This is a genomic window from uncultured Butyricimonas sp., from assembly GCF_959596855.1.
GTDB classification, from domain to species: domain Bacteria; phylum Bacteroidota; class Bacteroidia; order Bacteroidales; family Marinifilaceae; genus Butyricimonas; species Butyricimonas muris.
On record NZ_CAUFYA010000028.1, the window covers coordinates 1 to 23492 of the forward strand.

The following is a 23492-nucleotide window of genomic DNA, read 5'->3' on the forward strand; positions in this document are numbered from 1 at the left end:
ATTATCAGTTTAATCCACCTCTGAAGTGTAATATGAATAAATGTTCATTTAATAATACTCTTTTCGTGCTTGAAAATCATTAGTTGAATTTTGATATCAAGTAAATGAAAGACTTTGATTATGAAATAGATCGAAAATACATTCATACACTTGTTTAGAAATAAAAAAACACTAATTTTGAATTTTATTAAATGAACGTTTTTATATATTATCTGTATGGTTTCTAGCTTATTTTATTTTTTTAGAAATCCGATCTATTGGAGTGATGTATCGCTATAATCTATGAATTTTTTGAGTTTCTTTTACCACTTTTTATCTCTTGATGTGTTTGTATTATAAAGAGAGATAAGAAATGGATAAGAATTTTGAGATTGCAGATATAATAGTTGCTTTTATCAAGAATGAGGCGACTCCTCGACAGATAAGCGTGTTAGATGATTGGATAAATGAATCGGAGGCTAATAAACGCTTGTTTATTTCATTATTGGATGAGGTGGCATTTGAACAAAGGCTGAGTAGTCCGAGTATGTTGGAAGTGGAAGATGCGTTTGGAAAGGTGCGTGCAAGAGTAAGAAAATCCAAACGCGGCTATTGGCGATATGTTGCTGTAGCGGCTTCTGTTGCAGTGGTTGTTGCTATCGGTGGCATTATGGCATATTGGGTAGGAATACCGGAGAAACAGGGTATTGTCACTCGGCAACAATCTATATCCGTGGGGAAGAGTCGGGCATTTTTAACTTTGGGTACGGGTGAAAAAGTGGCTTTGGAAAGTCAGGATACATTGTTGAGGGGAAAAGCAATGAATATCCGGATACAGGAAAACGGGGAAGTCTTTTACGAGATGGCGGATTCCATTGCACCCGCGGAGGTTGAATACAATATAATGGAAACACCGCGGGGGGCGGAATTTCAATTGGTGTTGTCCGACGGGACAAAAGTGTGGTTAAATGCCGGGACAAAATTACGTTATCCCGTGAAATTCATTGGAAAAGAGCGAAGAGTGGAGTTAACGGGAGAGGCTTATTTTGACGTGACTCGTGACGAGGATGTGCCTTTTGTCGTGGAGACTTCCCGCTCTGCTGTGACTGTTTTGGGGACGGAGTTCTGCGTAAGGGATTACGCGGGTGAGGCAAATCTGACTACTTTGGTGCAAGGGAGCGTTTCTGTCGAAGATCAGCGGGGCAATGCTTATCTGATACGTCCGGGGCAACAAGTGAATATCGGCAAGGAGGATTCTCGGGTATTGGACGTGGAAACTATTTATTTTACTTCATGGAAAGACGGGTATTTTATATTTAACGAGGCGACATTGAGCGAAATTATGAGCGAGTTGTCTAAATGGTATGATTTCGATTGTTTCTTCCTCAACCCGGATGCCGGTAATGAAAGACTAACTGCAAGACTGAAAAAATATGATGATATAAGCGTTATTCTGGATATTTTATCCCGGACAGGTAATATACAATTTACCCAAAAGGGAAGAGCTATTACGGTAAGAAGCGCTTGGTAAGAAAAACTTCGGGGAACAGGCACCACCCAAATTCCCCGTAAGTAATTATTAATTAACGTACAATTAATACGCAAATTTATGAAAAAAACGGAGAATGCGGGTAAATGCCCGCGAGAAAAATTGAAACATCTGATGAGGCTCTTGAATGTCTTGTTGCTGATGACTTTATTATGTATGCCTTCGCGAGGATTCTCGCAAGAAAAAAGGTTCACGTTTGAATTTAAACATGTGCCGGTGAGTACGGTTTACCTTCACATCGAGAAGAATAGTGATTATTCTTTCGTGTACAATACCCAAGAACTTCAACGGATCGGGTTGAAAGATTATAAATTTGAAAATGCCACGATTCAGGAAATTCTGGATTATTGTTTGAAGGGAACCGATTTGAAATACGAGATTCGGGACAAACATATTATTATCAGTCGTACGCGTGAAATTCGGGGGCCGGAGGATATGCAGCAAATTCGGGGAAGGGTGATCGGTAAGGATAGCATTGCACTGCCGGGAGTAACGGTTATGTTGAAAGGAACGACCATGGGAATCACGACTGACCAAAGAGGGTATTACTTTTTTTATATCCCGAAGCGTGATGATGCCGTGTTGGTGTTTTCTTTCGTGGGAATGAAAACACAAGAAGTTCCTTGTAAGGGGAAAAATATTATAAACGTGGTCATGGAGGAAGACGTGGCGCAAATGGAAGAGGTGGTCGTGACCGGGTATCAGACGATGCGGAAAAGTGATGTCGTGGGTTCTGTCACTACAATAAAGGCTTCGGATATCATGATGCCAGCCTATACTTCAATCGATCAGATGTTGCAGGGGCGTGTTGCCGGAATGATGGTGATGAACACGAGTTCCCGCGTGGGGACGAGTCCGAAGATTCGGGTTCGGGGAACTTCAACTATTTTAGGTAATCAAGACCCGTTGTGGGTAGTCGATGGGATTATTCAGCCGGACCCGCTTCCCATAGACCGGAGTGACGTGATGGTGGATGATTTGAAAAATATTCTGGGGAATCAAATATCATGGTTGAATCCGGCGGATATTGAAACGATCACGGTGTTGAAGGATGCTTCTGCAACAGCGATTTATGGTTCAAAGGCGGCAAACGGGGTTATCGTGATAACGACGAAACGGGGGCAACAAGACCGTATGACCGTGAATTATAGTGGTACTTTTTCTTTTAGAGCCCGTCCGAATTACGGTTTGTTCAATTTGATGAATTCCAAGGAACGAATCCAGTTTAGCCGGGAAGCGTTTGACGAGGGTGCGATTTACTCATCGACACCTATTGGTTCTATGGCTACCTACGAGGGAATTATGCGTTTGTTCTATGACAGAAGAATAACTAAAGATGAAGCCGAAGAAGCAATATTAAAATTAGAGAAAACGAATACAAATTGGTTTGAATTGTTGACTCGAAATTCTTTCAGTCACAATCATAATTTGAGTATTTCGGGTGGAAGTACGAAAGTTACTTATAACGCTTCCTTGGGATACAGCGATCAAGCCGGAATAGAATTGAATAATGATGCAAAGAATTTAAGCGGGAGAGTGAATGTCGGGGCACAATTACATCCTAAAGTTCACGTGGATGTGAATTTGATAGGTTCAATTAATAAAACGTGGGGGTACGCGGCGGAAGTAAGCCCGATGAAATACGCGACGGAAACAAGTCGTTCGGTATTGGCTTATGATGATAATGGTGATCGTTACTACCAGCAGAAACGCGGAGGATATCGATATAACTCGGACGAACACTATTTAGGCTATAATATTTTGAATGAAATAGATCATAGTTATTCAAGAAATAAGACATCCCGTTTAGACGGTTCTTTAAATTTCTCGTGGGAAGTGTTACCGTGGTTAAAATATGAATTTGTCGGGGGGGTGAGTAATAGTACCGGAACCAGAGAGTCTTATGCCGGAGAGCAAACGTATTATGTCGCAAAGAACTATCGAGGCTATGATTATGAATCTGAAATGTACGGTTCGGATAAGTATAAAGCGGCGATGTTACCATTTGGCGGGGAATTGTTGAATGGAGTAAGTGATATATTTAGTTGGAATATTCAAAATAAGGTATCTTTCTCGAAAACAATACAGGAAGATCACCGGATAAACGTATTATTGGGTACGGAGGTGATATCAACTCGAACTCAAGAACGGTCGCAAACGATATTTGGTTATGTCGCGGAGAGAGGAGAGCAAGTTGTGCAACCGACACCAATTAAGGATATTGTGCCTCTCGGACAAGGTGGAGCCGTTTATAATTGGGGTATTTTGGACAAGCTTTTTAACGGACAAGGTTGGGCGCGTAATTCTGTGGTTTCCAATCAGTTTTCGATATTCGCTACTTTGGCTTATTCTTATAAGAATCGGTACGTTTTGAATGCCAGTATGCGTAATGACGCTTCTGACCGTTTCGGGCAAGACCAGAACAAACGTTTTGATCCGACTTATTCATTCGGTCTTTCATGGAATATTGCCCAAGAGCCTTGGTTGCAGAATTTTTCAAGTATATTGAATCAATTTAATTTGCGAGCCTCTTACGGGATTCAAGGAAACGCAGTGAATTCCATTAGTCCGGAACTTATTTTAAGAAGAGATATGATAAAGCAATATTATGGCGAATACATGTCCAAGATATCCCGTTTACCGAATCCGGATTTGAGTTGGGAGCGCACGAAATCATGGAATTTTGGCGTGGATATTCAGTTGTTGCAATGGATTACCATGAATCTGGAATATTACACGAAGTCGTCCAATAATATAGTGAATCAAGCTATCGCTCTGGAATACGGACGTGATGGAATGGAAATTAACGGTGGACGGATCACAAATTCCGGGGTGGAGTACACGTTAAGCATAACTCCTATTCGTTCTAAAGATTGGGGATGGACGATCGGGTTAAATTCTTCAAAAAACTGGAATACGGCGAAAACACAGTCTATAAGTGAAATACGATTGGATGATTATTTGAGTGGTGCCACGGATAAGGTGTTGAAAAAGGGATATGCGCTGTCCAGTTTCTGGTCTTATAGTTACAAGGGAATAAATCCCGACAATGGTTCTCCGGAATTTAATTTGATTTTCGAGGAAGATGAAAACGGTAATTTCGTGAGGTCGGAAAACGGAAACCTTGTATTGAGAGAAATCTCAGAATTAACGGATATACTCGTGTATTCGGGAAAGACAGAGCCGGATTTCACGGGAGGTTTAACGACCAGATTGAGATGGAAAGGTTTGACATTCGGGGCAAATTTCTCCTTGTTATTGGGAGCGAAGAAAAGATTGCCCAATCCATATCCGTCCAATGGTAATATACCTCTTTCGGACGTGAATTTGAGTAAAGACTTAATCAAACGTTGGAAAAAGTCCGGAGATGAGAAATACACGGATATACCCGGTGTTTACTCGGGACGGATTGCTAATTATATAAATCTTCAGGATGGGATATCTCATAATTATTATGAAATGTGGGGTAGGTCGGATTTGAGGGGGGTAAGTGCCTCTTTTTTGCGTTGTCAACAGATGTCTTTAACGTGGAATGTCAACTCCGTGTGGTGCGCAAAGGTAGGTATAAAGAGTTTGTCACTGAACACGATCATAAATAATGTATTTGTTATCGCTGATAAAAAGTTTGACGGGTTTGATCCGGAATTAGGTGATAGTGTTCAGCCTAAAACTTATTCTTTTGGTGTAAATATCGGTTTTTAAAAATGAAATCTTATGAATAGAATATTGAAATATGGTTTTTGGCTTATTGTGTCGGTTTTGACTTCTTGTCATGATTTTCTTGAGCCGAAATCACAAACGGAATATGTACCTAAACTGGTGAAGTCTTTGGACGAATTACTGTTGGGAGAAGTTTACATGGGACCCGGGATAGGAGATGGGGCATTTTATAGTGTATTAGGATTGTTTGATGATGATGTTGCCATTCGGAAAGAGTGGAACGCGAACAATGAGGAAGCGGGATTGAACAATATACGCTTGACTTACACGTGGGCAAAAGATATGAAGGATAACTTTAGTAATTATAATATTTACGGGGAAGTCTATAAAAAAATCGTGGGATGTAATTCCGTGTTGGATTATATTGATGATGTGCAAGGAACGGAGATTGAAAAAAATAGAGTGATGGGACAAGCGTTAGCATTCCGGGGGTATTTTTATTTTCATCTGGTGAACTTGTACGGTCAACCTTACTCTTTTAACAAAAATGCCTTGGGAGTGCCTTTGAAATTGAACTCGAAATTGTCAACGGGAGGGATGCCCCGGAATACGGTGGAGGAAGTGTACACGCGAATAGTGAAAGACTTGCAGGAAGCAGAACGTTTATACAAAACCCTGCCGGAGGATGAACAGAACCTTCATAATAATAGAATTAATCTGCCTTGTATACAGTTGATTTTGTCCCGTGTGTATTTATACATGGAGAATTGGGAACAGGCATTAGCTTACGGGGAGAAGGTGATTAAAGACTATAATTACGAGATAATGGATTTAAACTCTTTGCCATTGCCCGAACGGTATAACGATCCGTCCTATATGAATTATTATACTTGGGAAAATCCGGAGGTGATGTTTTTGTTTGGTAATCAGGGTGATGTGTTGGCATTGCCTATGACAACGGTTCAGTACACGGAATATAGCGAATCCGGCAGACCGACTTACTACACTTATAATCTTTCTGTTGTATCCGATAGTCTGGTTAATGCATATGAATCGATAGATTTGCGAAAAAAGCATTATTTAATATGGGAGCAAGTGGGACGAGAGGAAACTCCTCACTATTATAGACCGATAAGTAAATATGAGGTCGGATCAAATTATGGGATGAGTTGGGGATGGAGTGCCGGGAACTGGGGGATTGCCTTTAAAGTGACAGAGGCGTATTTGAATGCGGCGGAAGCAGCGGCATGTTTGTATAAAGAAACCGGAAAAGGGGAATATTTAACGAGAGCCGGGGAGCTTGTGGATCAATTAAGATTGAAGAGGATTGTTGCAGGTGCTTTTCGGGATTGTTCGATAACCGATCCGGATAAATTAATCTCTTTTGTTCGGGATGAGCGTCGCCGTGAGTTGTGTTTCGAGAATCATCGTTGGTTTGATTTACGGCGTTACGGGATGAATGAATTGAAACACGTTTGGTACGATAAAACGGGAAATTCGACGGAGTACGTGTTAGAGAAGAATGATCCCGGTTTTACTTTACAGATACCTGAAGAGGCATTTGAACATAATCCCGCTATGGTACAGAATGAACCTAGAAAATAGTGTAATTTAAATTGTATTGTTATGTTGAAAACGCAAATATATTGGATATTATTGCTATCTCTACTGGGATTGGCATCGTGCGGAGATGATGACAACATCGGATTCGTGGAGAAGTTTGATTTACAACAGTTCGATTTTCCACAGGGAGATAACCCGTGGGATAAAGAAATCGAGCAAATAGCCAAGGATTGGGGTATGTATATTATATACAAGGATGTTGATAGTACTCATCTGAACAAGATGTGGACAAGTCCTATTTATTATGATCCGATCTATGTTTGCAAGACGCCGAGTGATGAAGATGTTCAGGTTTATCTGGAACTTGTAAAAACGTGGTTGTTGGGAAGTTTGGATAAAAATAAAGATTCGGATAGAAAACAATTGCCTTTTTATTTATATCTGGTAAATGATTTAAACGATGGTAATCCGCGATCGCAAACATACGGGAAAAAGCATATCCAGTTTAAAAAAGACGGGTTAGATTATTGGAGCCTCAGTTTTACCGGCGAGGAATTGGAGGCGGGCTTAACTTCCGAGATTATTCATAATGTGGCTTGTTCTTTTAGTTACCCGGGTTTGAAAGTACGTTTTTCGAGCGGTGAGTATGAAATACCGGATGAATTTGCTGTAATGTCTGACTATGAATCGAGAATCGGTATTCGCTATTACTCTTTGGAGCAATTTAAAATAGATAATCCGTGGGCTCCTGACTCTTACTACACGGAGGATGTTATGGTGCACCCGAATGAAAAAGATCCGGAGAATGCTTTTCAAAGACGAGGGTTTGCCCCGGAAATAGGAGAAGATTTTAAACCGGTGACTGTTGTTGGTTGGTCAAAGACGTATGGGGCTCCCACGTGGATGCCATGGATCGTGAAAATAATAGAAACTCCCTATGGATCTTTCGAGGACGATCGCAATCCCGGACCTGTTGCGGAAACTGTTAAAGAAAGAGTTTTACTGGATTTCATGAATATGGTTCGTTTGGCTATGACTTACCCGGAAACACAGATACGTGAAGATTTTCCCCTTGATGCGGAAGATCCCCTTGAACAAGCAGGTAATCAAATTATCAATGATAAATATGATTTGGTTGTAAAATACATGAAAGACACTTATAATGTTGATTTGCCCAAGTACGCGGATATTTTAGACGGCGAATAGTGTTAAGAAGAATGGGGCTGTCGGAAGTGAATCTGACAGCCTCATGTAAATTTAATAAATAAACAAAACAGGTATGCGACGAATTTTATTTTTAATAATTCTTATCGGAGGGATTTTGCATGGATGCAGAGCCTCTGGAGGATACACGATTAACGGTACGGTAGAGGGAATCGAGGTCGGGAAAGTGTTTATACTGAAACAAAAATTCACGAAAGAGAATTGGGATACTTTGGCGATAGGAACGGTAAAGGACGGAAAATTTGTGATAAAGGGAAAAGTACAAGAACCGACAGCCGGATACGTGGTTATGGAGGGAATGATGGGGGCTATCGTTTTTCTTGAAAATGATGCCAAGTATGATATTCATATGGCATCGAGAGAAGTGCCGGTTGTTACCGGGGGCGGACAAGAACAGAAAATATACCAAGGATACGTAGATATAAGTACCCGAATGACAGAAGAATATCATAAATTCTCTCCAGACATGATCAAAGCACTTCAAGAGAATAATGAAGAGAAAAAGCGTGAATTTGAAGAGAGAATGGGCAAGATGCGGGATGCGTTTGAAAAAGAACAGGTCGCTTATTTGAAACAGCATGGTAATTCTTTTTTCGCGTTGTTCAAATTGGCGACGAGAGCCTTGGGGATGGATGTTGCGAGCGTAAAGAAAGATTTTGATTTATGTAGCGAGGAATTGAAAAAGACGGAACCGGGACAATATATCAGTTCACTATTACCACGTTTAGCCAAAATTGCTATAGGTGCGACTGCACCTGATTTTACGGCGAAGACGCCGGATGGGGATGACGTGTCACTATATGGGACAAAGGGAAAAGTGAAATTGTTGGATTTCTGGTCATCTAACTGTGGAAAATGTCGGGAAGAGATTCGAAAATTTATTTCGATTTATAACGAATACAAGTTGCAAGGATTTGAAATTCTGGCTCTTTCCCTTGATAAAGACAGGGAAGCATGGGTGAAAGCTATAAAGGAGGATGGAGCACCTTGGGTGCAGGTGTCTGATTTGAAAGGTTCGAAGTCCCCGTTGAACGAGATTTACGGGATTTGGACGTTGCCGTCGAATCTACTCTTGGACGAAAATAATAAAGTCCTTGCCCGAAATATTAGTAGTGAACAGTTGAAAGAAATGCTCCCTGAATATTTGAATTTGAAACAATAGAAATTATGAGAAAATTATTGGTAATGATAACATTTATCGGAATATGTTTTGTTGCGAAAGCTACAACGGATGGATATAAAATAACAGGTAAAGCTTCCGGGACGAAGAAAGCGACAGCTTATTTGATCACTTTTTCGAATTATGTTGCGGATACGATTGGTCGGGCAGAAGTTACGGATGGGGTTTTCGAGTTCAAGGGAAAGGTTCACGAGATTTTACCTGCCTTGTTGTTTTTATCCAATCAGTCAATGGGAGGTGTTCCCGTTTATTTGGAGAATGAAGATTATCAAATTGAGATCGATCCTGATTATATATATTTCAGTGCTATAAAAGGTGGTGGTGAAGCGCAAAGACTATCCAACGAGTATCGGGATATAGAGATAAAAGGTCGTGAACAAACAGAAAAATATCGGGATGAATTTGTATCATTGAAACCGGGAGATGCTCGTTTTCAGGAGTTGTCGTTAAAATTTGATTCTATAAACCAGAAAATAAGATCAGACCGGGAAACTTTTATGAAAAAGCACGCGGATAGTTATCTGGCACTTGATTTCTTGGCAGCGGGAGCACAAAAAAAGGAGTTGGAAGAATTGAAAGATGAATACAGTAAATTCAGCCCGGAATTGCAAAAGAGTTTTGCCGGTAGAAATATATCCGATTGGATTGCCAAACAGGAAAAAGCGGGAATCGGGAAGAAAGCGCCGGATTTCACTGTATTTGACCCGAAGGGAGAGAAGTTTAATTTTTATTCGGTAAAAGCTAAAGTCAAATTGATTGACTTCTGGGCATCATGGTGTAGTCCTTGTCGGGCTATGGTTCCGGAGTTAAAGGAAATTTACAAGGAGTTTCATGATAAAGGATTAGAGATAGTGAGTATATCTATGGATAAAAAGAGAGATTATTGGCTGAAAGCCCTTGAAGAAGAAGCCATGCCATGGGTACATGGATGTGATTTTAAAGGTAATGAAACGATGGATATTCCTCTCATGAAAGCCTATGCTTTTTGGGGTGTTCCTTACATGGTATTGGTGGACGAACATAATCGAATTATTTCGCGTGCCAGCGGTGCAAATCAACTACCGGAAATAAGGAGCGCTCTTTTGGATATTTTGGGTAAATGATACTTTTGCCATTTTCAATTTGCAATTATTTTGATAATAAGAATAATCGTAGTATTTTTTTATAAAACGGCTGTAATAGCCTTTTTTGAGTGTTTTGAAAGCGGTTGGTTGCGTTTATCAGTGCACACATTTTATTCCATAGACATACACCTCGCCAACTGCTTTCTTTCTTTTCCTTGAAAATGTAGTTCATATCCATGTAATTCTCGTGGGAGTATTCGTGTCGGTTGTATCTAGTATCGCGTGGTAATCCTTGATTTACGCTTTTTCTCCGGTTGATTTCCCCGGAATGTGGTGGGGTATGTACAAATAAATGATTTTATTCTGTATTTTTGTTTCAAAATAGGATCGGGATGGAATATTGTCTTAATACACGATTGAACGGGAATGTCGCTATGACTTCCAATTTTCACGAGAATGAATCTTTAAAGCGAAACAAGAGCCTGTACAAGTTGATATGGGTGCAGAAAGGGTCGTTGGTGATAGAAATAGATCATGTTGCGGTGCGAATCGACGAGAATGAACTCATATCGCTGACGCCTTTGCATCATATCGAGGTGAAGGAGGTGGACGGGGAATACTTGAGTTTACTCTTTAACAGCAATTTTTATTGCATATTCGGGCATGATAGTGAAGTGTCGTGTAACGGGTTCTTGTTTAACGGTTCTTCCAATGTCTTGAAATTGAAGTTGACACCGAAGCAAGTTATCATGCTGAAGGATATTTCGGGTATATTCATGAATGAATGTGGCGTGCAGGATGACTTACAGGAGGAGATGTTACGGATTATATTGAAACGTTTCATTATCACTTGTACGCGTATCGCCAGAGAGAAGTTTTTCGTGGATCGGAAAAAGGAAAAGAGATTCGATATCGTGCGACAGTATTACGTGTTGGTGGATAAACACTTTAAAGAGAAAAAGCAAGTACAGGATTATGCCGATATGCTGTGCCGAACCCCGAAGACATTGTCCAATTTGTTTTCGGAATACGGGTTCCCGCCTCCTTTGCGGGTAATCCATGAACGTGTGGAGGCGGAGGCAAAACGGCTATTGCTCTACACGAGTAAAAGCGCGAAAGAGATCGGTAATATTCTGGGATTTGAAGATTTGGCTGCTTTCAGTCGCTTTTTCAAGAAAATGACTCAAGAAAGCATATCCGAGTACCGGAAAAGGAAAAAACAGGAATAATCGCCAACTAATACGGAAAAATCGCCATTTTTTGAAAGGGAAAAACGAACGAATTTTGTGTCATACGTATAACCCTTAAATTTAGATTAAAATGATGGCGAAATTATCTTCTTTGTTTGTTACGTTTTCGCGTGTTGCTGCTTCAAGTCAGAAATTAGGTATTAACCTGATACGGGTAGCTATTCTTGTGATTTTCATGTGGATTGGCGGACTGAAATTCTGGAATTATGAGGCGGAGGGAATAGTGCCTTTCGTGGCTAATAGTCCTTTTATGAGTTTCTTTTACACGAAGAGCACCCCGGAATATAAAGATTATAAGTTGAAAGAGGGAGAGTACAACGAGGTAAAACATCAATGGCACGTGGCAAACAACACGTACGGTTTTTCTCGCGGGTTGGGAATTTTGATTATGGCTATCGGCATCTTGACCTTCTTGGGTATTTTCTCTTCCAAGATTGGTTTGATAGGTGCCGTGCTGGCTATTATCATGACGTTAGGTACTCTCTCGTTTCTCGTGACTACTCCCGAAGTATGGGTTCCCGATTTGGGAAGCGGTGAACACGGTTTCCCGTTGTTGACGGGGGCGGGACGACTGGTTATAAAAGATACGGCTATTTTGGCGGGAGCGCTTGTCGTGCTCTCTGATAGCGCGAAAAGAGTTTTGAATCAATTAAAATAGAAGGTTATGAAAGAATTTGATGCGATTATTATCGGCTTCGGCAAAGGCGGAAAGACGCTTGCCGCTGATCTGGCAAAACGAGGATGGACTGTTGCCATGATCGAACGTTCGGATAAAATGTATGGAGGTACATGTATCAATATCGGATGCATTCCCACGAAGGCATTAGTATATCAAGCGAAATTCGCTACCCGGTTAAAGGACTCGTCTTTCGAGGAAAAAGCAGAATTTTATCGACAAGCAATCGCGATAAAGGAAGATGTTACCGGTACTCTTAGAAATAAAAATTTCCATAACTTGGCGGATGATCCGAATATCACCGTGTATACCGGAACGGGATCATTTGTATCACCCGAGGTTGTTGCCGTGCAGATGAAAAATGAAAGAATGGAATTGAAATCAAAGCATATATTTATCAATACCGGGGCGGAAACAGTTATTCCGGCGATAGAAGGAATCGAGAACAACCCGTTCGTGTATACCAGTACCTCGATAATGGAAGTTACCGGGCTCCCCCGCGAGTTGGTTATCGTCGGTGGCGGGTACGTCGGGTTGGAATTTGCATCGATCTACGCGTCCTTCGGTTCACGGGTAACTGTGCTGGAAGGCTTTCCCGAACTTATACCTCGTGAAGACAGGGATATCGCGGAAGAAGTGAAAAAAGCCTTGGAGAAGAAAGGGATTGTATTCCGCGTGGGTGCGAAGGTGCAGTCTATCGTGAACACGGGGAATAAAGCATCGGTTAAATTCATGGATACGCGAGCGAATGTGGCGTTTAGTCTGGAGGCTGATGCGGTATTATTGGCCACGGGGCGCAGACCTTACACGACAGGGCTTAATTTAGAGGCAGCCGGGGTAAAGATTGATGATCGGGGCGCTATTATTGTAGATGAACATTTACGGACTACACAACCTGCTATCCGTGCCATTGGTGACGTGAAAGGCGGATTACAATTCACGTACATATCATTGGATGACTATCGAATTATCCGAGAGGATCTATTCGGTAACAAGGAGCGTGACCAAAATGACCGTTTGCCAGTGAGCTATTCCGTGTTCATTGATCCGCCCTTGGCTCGTATCGGGATAAATGAAGACGATGCCCGTAAACAAAACCTTGACATTATCATTAAGAAATTACCCGTGGCAGCTATCCCGAGAGTGAAAATATTAGGAGAAACCAACGGTTTATTCAAAGTCATTATTGACAAGAAAACCAATAAAATTCTTGGGTGTACTTTATTCGGTCCGGAAGCAAGCGAAGTGATTAATCTGGTCGCTTTGGCGATGAAAGCGGATTTGGATTACACGTTTTTGCGGGATTTCATTTACACTCACCCCAGTATGAGCGAGTCGATGAATCAGTTACTTTCGTGAAAAGGCATAAAAAAACTTCGGAATTAATTTCCGAAGTTTTTTTGCGGTCTGGACGGGACTCGAACCCGCGACCCCATGCGTGACAGGCATGTATTCTAACCAGCTGAACTACCAGACCTAATTTTGAATGCGTGAAAACAACCTCTGTTATTTTCTTTTGCGGTTGCAAATATAATGCATGTTTTTGATTCTGCAATGGTGAGTAGAAAAAAAATGAAGATCGTGTGACTCGTGAAGTTTTCAGGATTCGTGTGGGAATATCATGTGTTATTATATGATTAATAAGTTGTTGGATTGTTTATTTTTGTTTTTGGCTTTAGGAGGTAAAGGGCATGAATATGTTAAAATATACTTTAACACAATTTTTATTTGTGTTTTGTGTAACGTTTTTACAGGAGTTACCGTATTTTGAGGTATGATAAACAAGCTATATATTAGCAAATAATCGACAAAATTATAAATAATGTAGAGAGTATGAAAAAGACATTTTTTATGCTGCTGGTAGTGGTTTTGCCTTTAATCGCTTCAGCACAACAAGTGAAAGAGACTGTTATAGTAGAAGAAGAAGCCGGTTCATGGCGAGGATTCGTTACTAATCGCTTCTGGGATAATTGGTTTATTTCGGCAGGTGCCGGGGGACAGGTTTACTTTGGGGAACGTGATCACCATAGCCGTTTTGGAAGACGTATCACTCCGGCGTTTAATATAGCCGTGGGGAAATGGTTCATGCCAACTTTCGGTGTGAGATTGCAAGCCGGGGGATTTACTTTAAAGGGATTAACGGATGATCCCAATAATATTTATGCCAAAGGTGCGCCGGATAATCGCGGGTTGTACAAACAGGAATGGGATCAATTTAACATACATGTTGACGGTATGGTGAATTTAGCCAACTGGATAGGCGGTTATCGTACGGATCGTTTTTATGAAACTGTATTTTTGGCCGGTTTTGGTATGGCGCACGCTTACACGGGAGGCGGTAGTACCAAATTTATGTTCGTGAGTGGCATTAATAATAAATTCCGTATTTCGGATGCTTTCGATTTTAACTTGGATATCAACGGGCATCTGGTGCCGCAGGAGTTTGATGGTCAGGTGGATAATCATCGGGCTGAGGGATTCGTGAGTGTGACCGTCGGGTTTACTTATAAATTCAAGGATCGTTTCTTCAGAAAAGAAAGAAAGGAAATCGTTAACACGGGTGTTTCTCCCGCGATGTTGACTGCGGCTGAATCTCGTTTGGCTGATGCTATCAGTAGAATAGGACAATTGGAGGATGAATTGGCACAAGCTCGCCGGAAAGAACAGACCCCCGTGGTAAAACAAGAGGTGGAAGCCCCCGCTTTGTATGTATTCTTTGCTATCAATAAAGCAAATATCGACAAACGTCAAATGGAGAATTTGAAATCTTACGCCGAGATCATCAAGAAATCTCCGGACAAGAAATACAAAGTATTTGGTTACGCGGATAAAGCCACGGGTTCGGCTGCATTCAATCAGGCATTGAGTGAAAAACGGGCTCGTAACGTTGCCGATATTCTCGTCAAGAAATTTGGAGTGAATGCAAACCAACTTCAGGTTGTCGGCAAAGGCGGAGTCAGCGATTTCTCGGACAAAGCAATGAACCGAGTTGTAATAGTGGATTAGTAGGGTATCGGGTAAAAACGGGCAAAAATATCGGGGTGTCTTGACATCCCGATATTTTTTTACCTGTTTTTTAACTTTCCGCTTTCGGCTTTTAATTGTATCTTTGCAACTTGAATAATTAAATAACTGAGAAATGATAACAAAAAATAAGCATGTGACCGTGAGCTATGAGTTGAGAACGGCAGCGGATGCAGAACCAATCGAGATCGCGGATGCAAGTACTCCGTTGGAATTTATTTGCGGACAAGGACAGACTCTCGAATATTTCGAGATGAACCTGTTGAACTTGAATACCGGAAATTCTTTTGATTTCAAGATTCCGGCGGCTAACGGGTACGGGGAGGTAAACGAGGACATGATTGTAGAATTGCCTAAAGATATATTTGCCGAGGTAGAGGCTGACGAATTGCAACCCGGTAACACGTTACCGATGCAGGATAGTCTGGGACGTCACTTGAACGGTACGATTGCCGAGGTGGGCGATGATTTCGTGAAAATGGACTTCAACCACCCGATGGCAGGTAAAGATTTATATTTCAAGGGTAAAGTATTAGCGGTAAGAGATGCGACCGACGAGGAACTGGAAGCCTTGCATTCACACAAATGCGGCGGGTGTCACGGTTGTGGCTCTGACGACGGCGGATGCGGTTCAGGTTGCAGTGACGGTTGCTGCCACTGATACAATTGAAAATGGAAAATTGAAAATGGAAAATTAAGATTCACGTGATCTTGATTTTCCATTTTTTTTCATACATTTGATTCCCTTATTAACCCTTGGAGATTGTATTATTGACAGTGATTCGTTCATTTTCAATTTTCAATTTTCAATTTTCAATTGCATTCAATGAACACGATCGGGAAGTTATACACGCTGACATCATTCGGGGAATCGCACGGGGAGGCGATGGGAGGTATCGTTGACGGTTGTCCGGCAGGGTATATCCTGTCGCCGGAGGAAGTGCAGCGAGAACTGGACAGGCGCAGACCCGGACAATCGGATTTGACAACGGCACGGGCGGAGCAGGACCGTGTAGAGTTTCTCTCCGGCATATTCGAGGGCAAGAGCACGGGGATGCCGATAGGGTTTATCGTGCGCAATCAAGACCAAAGAAGCCGGGATTACGAGGCGCTGAAAGAGGTGTATCGCCCTTCTCACGCGGACTATACCGTGGAGGCAAAATACGGGATTCGGGATTACCGGGGAGGAGGACGTTCTTCTGCCCGTGAACACGTGGCTCGTGTCGTGGCTGGTGCCATAGCGAAACAGGTACTGCGGACTCGCGGTATTTCGATTCAGGCTTACACCTCTCGAATCGGTAGCGTGGAAGTGAATAAACCGTACACGGAATTGGAACTGAACCGGATAGACGAGAGCGTGGTACGTTGCCCCGACGAGCGGATTGCCCGGGAGATGGAAACTTTAATACGGGAAGTGAAGGCGGACGGGGATAGCGTCGGGGGCGTGGTGAGTTGCGTGATCCGGGGACTTCCGGCGGGAGTCGGTGAACCCGTGTTTGATCGTTTTCAAGCTCGTCTGGGGTATTACATGATGGGAATAAATGCCGCTAAAGGATTCGAGTACGGGGAAGGTTTTCATGCCGCCGCGATGCGGGGAAGCGAGCATAATGACGTGTTCGTGACCGAGAACGGGCAGATTAAACCGCTGACCAATCATGCCGGGGGAATATTAGGCGGTATCACCAGCGGGGCGGACGTCTATTTCCGGGTAGCTTTCAAACCGGTAGCGACAATCGGGAAGGAACAGCAAACCGTGAACCGTTCGGGCGAGGAAATCCGGTTTTCCGCTCACGGGCGGCATGATCCTTGCGTTGTGCCTCGTGCGGTTCCGGTGGTCGAATCCATGGCGGCTATGGTGGTGCTGGATATGTTGCTGGAGGCGGGGCGGTTTTAGTTAGTTTATAAGGTTCATAAAGTTTATAAAGTTCATAAGGTTTATAGACCCTGCGGGCGCTTGGTCTACGGCAGCAAAGCTGCCGATAAATATTGTCCGAAGGACACTCGTTACTTTATGAACTTTATAAACCTTATGAACCGTGGCAAAAGCATTTTGACACTTTTGCCACGTAATTTTTAGTCGTCCGTTTGTTTGATTTGGATATAATCTTTATTACTTTTGTAGAAATTAAATATCATTTGTTATGGCAAGTATAAGAAGATTGAAGAAAGATGTTGATTACTTGACTTTCGCGGTAATCGCTGATTGTATGAACTACAATTCTACCACGGAGAAGAATGACCCTGAGGTTGTCAATATCGTGAAGGACATGGTTGAATATAGAAATGAAGTGAGAAGCAAGATTTCCGGTCGTAAGTCTTTTAACGACAAGAAAGAAGCGAAAGCATACTATAAAGGGATTTCTATCGATTTGTTGAAAACGATAGATGGCGAATTTACTCGTTTGAGCGAGCTTATCAAGAAGAATGCTTAACTAATCGGGAAGACCTTATAGACTTTAAGGACTGAAAAGAGGCTTTTAAACGGCCTCTTTTTTTAAATGATGCAGGACGAGATTATTTTACCGGGAATAGCGAAAGTGAAAGTGAGGCGGGGTATGAATATCCGTTTCCTCTCGGTGCGTATGGCACCGGGCAGAGGCGTGTGGGTGAATGTTCCTTACGGGGTGAGTGGGCGGAAAGTGGAAGAATTTGTCTTTTCGCAACAGGAATGGATCAAGACCAATCTCGCGAAGATCAAAACTTACGAGAAAGACACGGGGGTGGGACTGGGAATGGATTCCGAGGTGAAGACTAAATTCCACGTTTTGAAGGTACTCGCTTGTGACGAGCCGCATCCCCGCTATAAGATAGAAGGCACGGAAATTCGGTTGTATATTCCCCGCGATACCGATTACGCGAAAATAGCCCCTTACGTGGAGAGTTTCCTCGTGGAGGTATACCGCATGGAAAGCAAACGATATTTGCCGGGTAGGGTGAAGGAATTGGCGGAGCGCTTCGGTTTCCGGTACAGGGATTTATCTTTCCGGAACAATATATCGAACTGGGGAAGCTGTTCCGCCGAGGATAACATCAGTCTGAACGTGAAACTCATGAAGTTACCCGACGAGATTATCGATTATGTCATCCTGCACGAGCTTTGCCACACGGTGGAGAAGAATCATTCCGCCGACTTTTGGGCGTTAATGAAGAAAGTTTGTCCCGATTGCATGAAACTTCGCGGGCGGTTGAGGGAGTATAATACACGGGTATAAATGAATTTGATTATGGAAGAAAAATATTGTTATCAATATCCTCGTCCGGCGGTGACCACCGATTGCGTTATTTTCGGTTTTGACGGGCAAAAGTTGCAGGTGTTGCTTATCGAACGGGGAGGCGAACCGTTCAAGGGAAGGTGGGCTTTCCCGGGAGGCTTCCTGAACATGGACGAAACGGTTGAAGAGTGTGCTGCCCGCGAACTGGAAGAGGAAACCGGGATGAAAGATGTTTTCGCGGAACAGTTCCATGCTTTTTCGGCGATAGACAGGGATCCCCGGGGAAGAACGATCACGGTCGCTTTTTACGCTTTGGTGGATCCCCGCGGTATGAAAGTTTTGGGACAGGATGACGCGGCGGATGCCCGCTGGTATGATATCCTCGAGATGCCTTCTTTGGCTTTTGACCACGAGGATATGTTCCGGAAAGCGCTGCAACAATTGAAAGTGAAAGTTTATTTGCAATTAAGTGGTTTTGAACAACCGGACAAGCGTTTCGCCGCGTTCGATTTGAAACGGGTACAAACGTTGATTCCTGATAAAATATAATCCTATGGAGAGATTGAAAATTATAGAAGCGGATATTACCGTGTTAGACACGGACGCTATCGTGAACGCTGCCAATTCTTCGTTGTTAGGCGGTGGAGGTGTCGATGGAGCCATTCATCGGGCGGCGGGAAAAGAGTTGCTGGCTGAATGCCGGACTTTAGGCGGGTGCAAGACCGGGGAGGCGAAAATCACGAAAGGGTATAATTTGAAAGCCCGGCACGTGATTCATACCGTGGGACCGGTTTATTCGGACGGGCAACACGGGGAACCGCAACTTCTGGCTGCTTGTTATCGCAACAGTCTTGAGTTGGCGGCGAAGAACGGGTTGAAAACGATAGCATTCCCCTTGATTAGCACGGGTGTTTACGGTTACCCGATGGAGGATGCCGCCCGGATAGCACTTCGGGAAATAATGACTTTCCTGATAGCACATCCCGATTTTGAACAGGTCGTCGTGGCTTGTTACAATCATCGGGCACGTGAAATCGTGGAAAGCGCGAAAATGAACATGCAAATTTAAAATCTTACAATAACATACTGGATATTATGCAAGAACTTGTAAAAGAGATACGTGACGTGTTGGCGGAGGTGAAATACCCCGGAACGTCGAAAAGTATCGTGGCACTGGATATGGTGCAGAATATTAAGGTAGAAGACGGGCAAGTGAGCTTCCGTCTGGTATTCCAGAAAGCGAACGACCCGTTCGTGGGTGCGGTAAGCAAGAAATGCGAGGCTTTGCTGAAGGAAAAATTGAATTACACGGGGGTACGGGTTGAAACGGTTTTCGTGCATGACTTGGAGAAACCTTTAGCGTTGGAAAAAGTGAAACATATCTTGGCCGTTTCTTCCGGCAAAGGGGGAGTCGGTAAATCTACCGTCGCTTCCAATCTGGCGGTTGCTCTGGCTAAATTGGGTTATAAAGTGGGACTGGTGGACGCGGATATCTTCGGTCCTTCCATCCCGAAGATGTTCGATTGTGAAGATGCCAGTCCTTATATGGTTGAAGTCGGCGGGAAAGAGTTGATTGATCCCGTGGTTAAATACGGGGTGAAATTACTTTCTATCGGTTTCTTCGTTGACCCTAATTCCGCTACCGTGTGGAGAGGTCCGATGGCTTCCAATGCCTTGAAACAGATGGTTGAGGGTGGTTTTTGGGATGAATTGGACTTCATGTTGATAGACCTTCCCCCGGGAACGAGCGATATTCACTTGACGCTGGTACAGACGGTAGCCTTGAGCGGGGCGATCGTGGTAAGTACCCCGCAGCAAGTGGCACTGGCGGATGCCGTAAAAGGTATTAATATGTTCGAATCCCCCGGGATACAAGTTCCCGTGTTGGGAGTGGTTGAAAATATGTCGTGGTTTACTCCTGCCGAATTGCCGGATAATAAATACTATATCTTCGGTAAAGAGGGCGCGAAGAAACTGGCTGACGAGAAAGGATTGCGTCTGTTGGGACAAATTCCTATCGTGCAGAGTATCATGGAAGGGGGAGAGGCAGGTACGCCCGTCGCCTTGGACGAGAACACGGTTACCGGCGAGGCATTCCGGGATTTAGCCCGCAATGTCATGGCGGCGGTAGAGGAAACCGGGGAAACCGCTCACCGGGTTAGAGTAACTAAAGGATAAAGAATAAGAGGAATAAGGTTTATAAAGTCCCGATACCTGTATTCAGGATGTTTGGTAACTTTATAAACCTTATAAACTTTATGAACTTTATAAACTATTTCATTCATGGTAATTAGAAGTGCTGCCGGAAAACCTTTGTTTGGAGATGTTATACAGCGTAAGCGTTATTTTTATGCTATGTTGATGATATTGCTGATGATCGGTGTGGCAGAATGGTTGGGAGAGAAGGAAATTATATTTCCGGAAATGGCGGCACTGACAATCGGTATGTGGATCGTGGATAAGCGGGTATGGCAGGTGCGTCGTTTGCTTGTTGTCGTGTTAATGACGCTTGGTGCCGCGGCCGGAGTTTGTATCGTGCGTTATTCGCCGTTGCCGTTGATCGGAAACCTTGCTTTAGCGTTTTCTTGCGCGGCAATCGGGTTGACTTTGACCCGTTCCACGCTTGTCCCTTTGGTGTCTGCCTGTATGTTGCCCGTGTTGTTGGGAACGGAGAGTTGGGTGTATCCATTGGCGGTACTCGTGATGTCTTTGATCGTGATTTGCGGGCAATGGTGGATGGAAAGAAAAGAATTGAGGACAATGGTAGAGTTTGTTCCCGCGGAGAGGGGGCGGGGGGAGCGGTTGCAACGTTGGTCGCTTTTGCTTGTCAGCATGCTCGCCGTTGCTTGGTTAGCGATTTACACGACGAATCTTTACTTTATTCTTCCACCGTTGATTGTTACCTACGTGGAATTTGCCAATTCTAAAGCGGGGTTTCGCGACAGACCGGTGCAAGTGTTATTAGTTCTGTTTGTGGCGGCAATACTCGGCGTGACATTCCAGTTTATCGGGCATTATTATTTCGGTATCCCGGAATTTATAGTTGCTTTTATGATATTTGTTTGCCTGTTCACGCTTTTCGAGTTCCTTGGAAAGTTCTTTGCTCCTGCCGGAGCGGTGGCTCTGATTCCGATGATTATTCCCCGGGAGGGGCTGTTGTGGTTGCCTTTGCAGGTAATTGTAGGGGCTGCAATGTTTATCGGGTTGGCGATGATATGTTTCCAAAGATGTTTGGCTTGGCCTAGGGCACAGTTGATAGTCTGTCTGATTCCCCCGTTTATTCGGGATCTTCGGAAAAGAATATGATGATTTTATAGGTTTTATGGACTTTTGTACCGGAGAGTTTCATTGCAAACACGGGTGATATCTTTGTTTTCCCGTGCAAATTTTTAAGATGCAAAACTTTTTTTTGAAACACAACAAAGAGAAATTTTACGCTCGATTCCTAAATAGTTTCTGTTAAAATAAGCTATATGATATAAATTATATATTATTCATATTTATAGTTTCTTTATAGCATCTCCTATTCAACTCCCATTCAACTCCCATTCATCTCCTATTACAATTATAAAAATATAGTATTTTATTAGGAATTGAATAAAATTTGTTATATATTTGTTACCTGTTATTTTAAACTAGGATAATAGTATAATTGCCGTGTATCGCAGGAATACTTGAGGTGTATGGCAGCATGTTTAACGAAATAAAAGAAAGAATGGCGACATTGGATGGCTCTATTTTAGATGGTGCTTCAGGTAAACTTGATGGTTACGTGATTTACAAGGTCGGGAAGAAAACGCACGCGCGCAAGGCACCCAAGACCATAGCGAATCCCCGGACAGAGGGGCAGACGGCGCAACGCTCCAAGTTACCGGGAGCGCAGACGATGCACCGGGCGGCGAGGGGAAGCGTGTTGGAACGGGTGTACACGATCGTGGCACGGGAAGAGGAACGGCGTTCGGGCTACCATTGGTTCCTACACGCGAACATGAAAGTGTTCGGGGTGAATGATTACGTCGATTACCCCCGTCTGGTTCTGGCGGACGGTAGTTTACAATTGCCGTTCGGGCTGCGAATGGTGAAAGGGGACGCGGGGAAGGTGGAGATGGAGTGGCTGGATAATACCTCGACTGTCACGGCACAATCGACAGACCGGTTGATGGTGGCAGCCATTTTTGACAACGAGCCGTACCAACCGGTGGTGCTGGAGGACGTGACGGGATGTCGCGCTGACGGGCGGGGTGTTGCGAGTATCCCGGGAGGGGAATGGAACGAGGTTCACCTGTACTGTTTCTTCGGGGCGGCTGACGGACGGCGTTATTCCCCGTGCATGTATTTCTCTGTTTGTAAATCTTAAATCATCACGGTTATGGCTACATTCAATCCTACTATATTTCAAGATATCTCGGGTTCCGTGGGGAACGTGACGACGTACAAGTTGGGCGACAAGCACGTGGCGCGGGCGAAGGCGTTCGAGGTGAAGGACGCGAAGACGTCGGCGCAGTTGAAACAGCGTACCCGGGTGAGCGTGATCACGAAACTGCGGCGTAGTTTTAACGCCGCTTTGGAGACAGGGTATTGTTCTTCCTCGAAGAAGGTTTGCCTGAATTGTTTCATGAAGGATAATGTCGGGAAAGTCGAGGTGGACGATGATATGAACGTGACCTTGGATTTGTTGTCGCTTTCCCTGTCGGGTGGAGAACTCAACATTCCCCGGGTAGGGGCAGAAATAGAAGCGAACGAACGGCAAGTGCGGTTCCGGTGGGAACGGCAACCATTGATGCCTCGTGCTGCGAAAGACGATCGTTTGTTCGGCGTGGTGTACGAGCGGGTGTTGCAACGAAGTCGGCTCGTGGAGTTGGGAACGAGGGGAGAGAGTGGCGAATTGGCATGGATGCTGCCCGAGGAGTGGGACGCGGGGCAACTGGTCGTTTACGGGTTTGCCGCCAGCGCCAACGGGCGAAAGGCATCGGGGACGCTGGGAATATTGGGGTAATATATAAATAAGGCTTTATCAGTTGAATTTCAGTGATAAAGCCTTATTTTGGGATATCCTTATCAGGGGTTGTCAATTACTTTTTTGACAACCCTTGATTGTTTATTTAGAGGTT

General features: G+C 43.5%; 20 protein-coding genes and 1 tRNA gene. 20 read left to right on the forward strand and 1 reads right to left on the reverse strand.

Annotated elements, in window-relative coordinates; genetic code table 11:
- Positions 1-352: 352 nt before the first annotated feature.
- The 9 genes from Q5866_RS12495 to Q5866_RS12535 all read left to right on the forward strand — a co-directional run bounded on the left by Q5866_RS12495 (position 353) and on the right by Q5866_RS12535 (position 13504).
- Positions 353-1510, forward strand: a complete 1158-nt coding sequence (locus Q5866_RS12495; protein WP_186975693.1) for a FecR family protein — start codon at positions 353-355, stop codon at positions 1508-1510.
- A gap of 78 nt (positions 1511-1588) precedes the next feature.
- Positions 1589-5230 carry a SusC/RagA family TonB-linked outer membrane protein gene (locus Q5866_RS12500; protein ID WP_303180560.1) on the forward strand — a complete coding sequence of 1214 codons (3642 nt, stop codon included), beginning with the start codon at positions 1589-1591 and terminating at the stop codon, positions 5228-5230.
- A 12-nt stretch (positions 5231-5242) separates the two neighbouring features.
- Positions 5243-6793: a RagB/SusD family nutrient uptake outer membrane protein gene (locus Q5866_RS12505; RefSeq protein WP_186975692.1), complete on the forward strand. Its 1551-nt coding sequence runs from the start codon at positions 5243-5245 to the stop codon at positions 6791-6793.
- A 21-nt stretch (positions 6794-6814) separates the two neighbouring features.
- The gene (locus tag Q5866_RS12510; RefSeq protein ID WP_186975691.1) at positions 6815-7957 is read left to right on the forward strand and encodes a hypothetical protein; all 1143 of its coding nucleotides are present in this window, start codon (positions 6815-6817) and stop codon (positions 7955-7957) included.
- A 73-nt stretch (positions 7958-8030) separates the two neighbouring features.
- Positions 8031-9137, forward strand: a complete 1107-nt coding sequence (locus Q5866_RS12515; RefSeq protein WP_303180563.1) for a TlpA disulfide reductase family protein — start codon at positions 8031-8033, stop codon at positions 9135-9137.
- A 5-nt stretch (positions 9138-9142) separates the two neighbouring features.
- On the forward strand, positions 9143-10258 hold the full coding sequence (locus tag Q5866_RS12520; protein WP_186975689.1) for a TlpA disulfide reductase family protein: 1116 nt from the start codon (positions 9143-9145) through the stop codon (positions 10256-10258).
- A 353-nt stretch (positions 10259-10611) separates the two neighbouring features.
- On the forward strand, positions 10612-11448 hold the full coding sequence (locus Q5866_RS12525; protein WP_186975688.1) for a helix-turn-helix domain-containing protein: 837 nt from the start codon (positions 10612-10614) through the stop codon (positions 11446-11448).
- Between the two features lie 91 nt (positions 11449-11539).
- Positions 11540-12127 carry a DUF417 family protein gene (locus tag Q5866_RS12530; RefSeq protein ID WP_186975687.1) on the forward strand — a complete coding sequence of 196 codons (588 nt, stop codon included), beginning with the start codon at positions 11540-11542 and terminating at the stop codon, positions 12125-12127.
- Positions 12128-12133: 6 nt separating this feature from the next.
- On the forward strand, positions 12134-13504 hold the full coding sequence (locus Q5866_RS12535; protein ID WP_186975686.1) for an FAD-dependent oxidoreductase: 1371 nt from the start codon (positions 12134-12136) through the stop codon (positions 13502-13504).
- A 44-nt stretch (positions 13505-13548) separates the two neighbouring features.
- On the opposite strand, the gene Q5866_RS12540 is transcribed toward Q5866_RS12535, so the two are convergent.
- Positions 13549-13622 (reverse strand) — tRNA-Asp (locus Q5866_RS12540).
- 356 nt (positions 13623-13978) lie between these two features.
- Between Q5866_RS12540 and Q5866_RS12545 the strand changes: the two genes are divergently transcribed.
- From Q5866_RS12545 to Q5866_RS12595, 11 genes are all read left to right on the forward strand, one after another.
- Positions 13979-15151 (forward strand): OmpA family protein, encoded by a 1173-nt coding sequence (locus Q5866_RS12545; RefSeq protein ID WP_227214931.1) that lies wholly within the window; start codon positions 13979-13981, stop codon positions 15149-15151.
- Positions 15152-15284: 133 nt separating this feature from the next.
- Positions 15285-15830 carry a peptidylprolyl isomerase gene (locus Q5866_RS12550; RefSeq protein ID WP_099292802.1) on the forward strand — a complete coding sequence of 182 codons (546 nt, stop codon included), beginning with the start codon at positions 15285-15287 and terminating at the stop codon, positions 15828-15830.
- 165 nt (positions 15831-15995) lie between these two features.
- Positions 15996-17063, forward strand: coding sequence for a chorismate synthase (gene aroC, locus Q5866_RS12555; protein ID WP_099292800.1), 1068 nt, complete (start codon positions 15996-15998; stop codon positions 17061-17063).
- A gap of 247 nt (positions 17064-17310) precedes the next feature.
- Positions 17311-17601, forward strand: a complete 291-nt coding sequence (locus Q5866_RS12560; protein WP_099292798.1) for a hypothetical protein — start codon at positions 17311-17313, stop codon at positions 17599-17601.
- Positions 17602-17667: 66 nt separating this feature from the next.
- Positions 17668-18381 carry a M48 family metallopeptidase gene (locus Q5866_RS12565; protein WP_255469476.1) on the forward strand — a complete coding sequence of 238 codons (714 nt, stop codon included), beginning with the start codon at positions 17668-17670 and terminating at the stop codon, positions 18379-18381.
- Positions 18382-18393: 12 nt separating this feature from the next.
- On the forward strand, positions 18394-18930 hold the full coding sequence (locus Q5866_RS12570) for an NUDIX hydrolase (protein WP_303180568.1): 537 nt from the start codon (positions 18394-18396) through the stop codon (positions 18928-18930).
- Positions 18931-18934: 4 nt separating this feature from the next.
- Positions 18935-19450: an O-acetyl-ADP-ribose deacetylase gene (locus tag Q5866_RS12575; RefSeq protein WP_099292794.1), complete on the forward strand. Its 516-nt coding sequence runs from the start codon at positions 18935-18937 to the stop codon at positions 19448-19450.
- Between the two features lie 26 nt (positions 19451-19476).
- Positions 19477-20559 (forward strand): Mrp/NBP35 family ATP-binding protein, encoded by a 1083-nt coding sequence (locus Q5866_RS12580; RefSeq protein WP_303180569.1) that lies wholly within the window; start codon positions 19477-19479, stop codon positions 20557-20559.
- A gap of 105 nt (positions 20560-20664) precedes the next feature.
- Entirely contained in the window at positions 20665-21687 is a 1023-nt protein-coding gene (locus Q5866_RS12585) for an HPP family protein (RefSeq protein WP_303180571.1), read from the forward strand.
- A gap of 409 nt (positions 21688-22096) precedes the next feature.
- Positions 22097-22738, forward strand: a complete 642-nt coding sequence (locus Q5866_RS12590) for a DUF6266 family protein (RefSeq protein ID WP_303180573.1) — start codon at positions 22097-22099, stop codon at positions 22736-22738.
- Positions 22739-22750: 12 nt separating this feature from the next.
- Positions 22751-23377: a DUF6266 family protein gene (locus Q5866_RS12595; RefSeq protein WP_303180575.1), complete on the forward strand. Its 627-nt coding sequence runs from the start codon at positions 22751-22753 to the stop codon at positions 23375-23377.
- Positions 23378-23492: the final 115 nt, after the last annotated feature.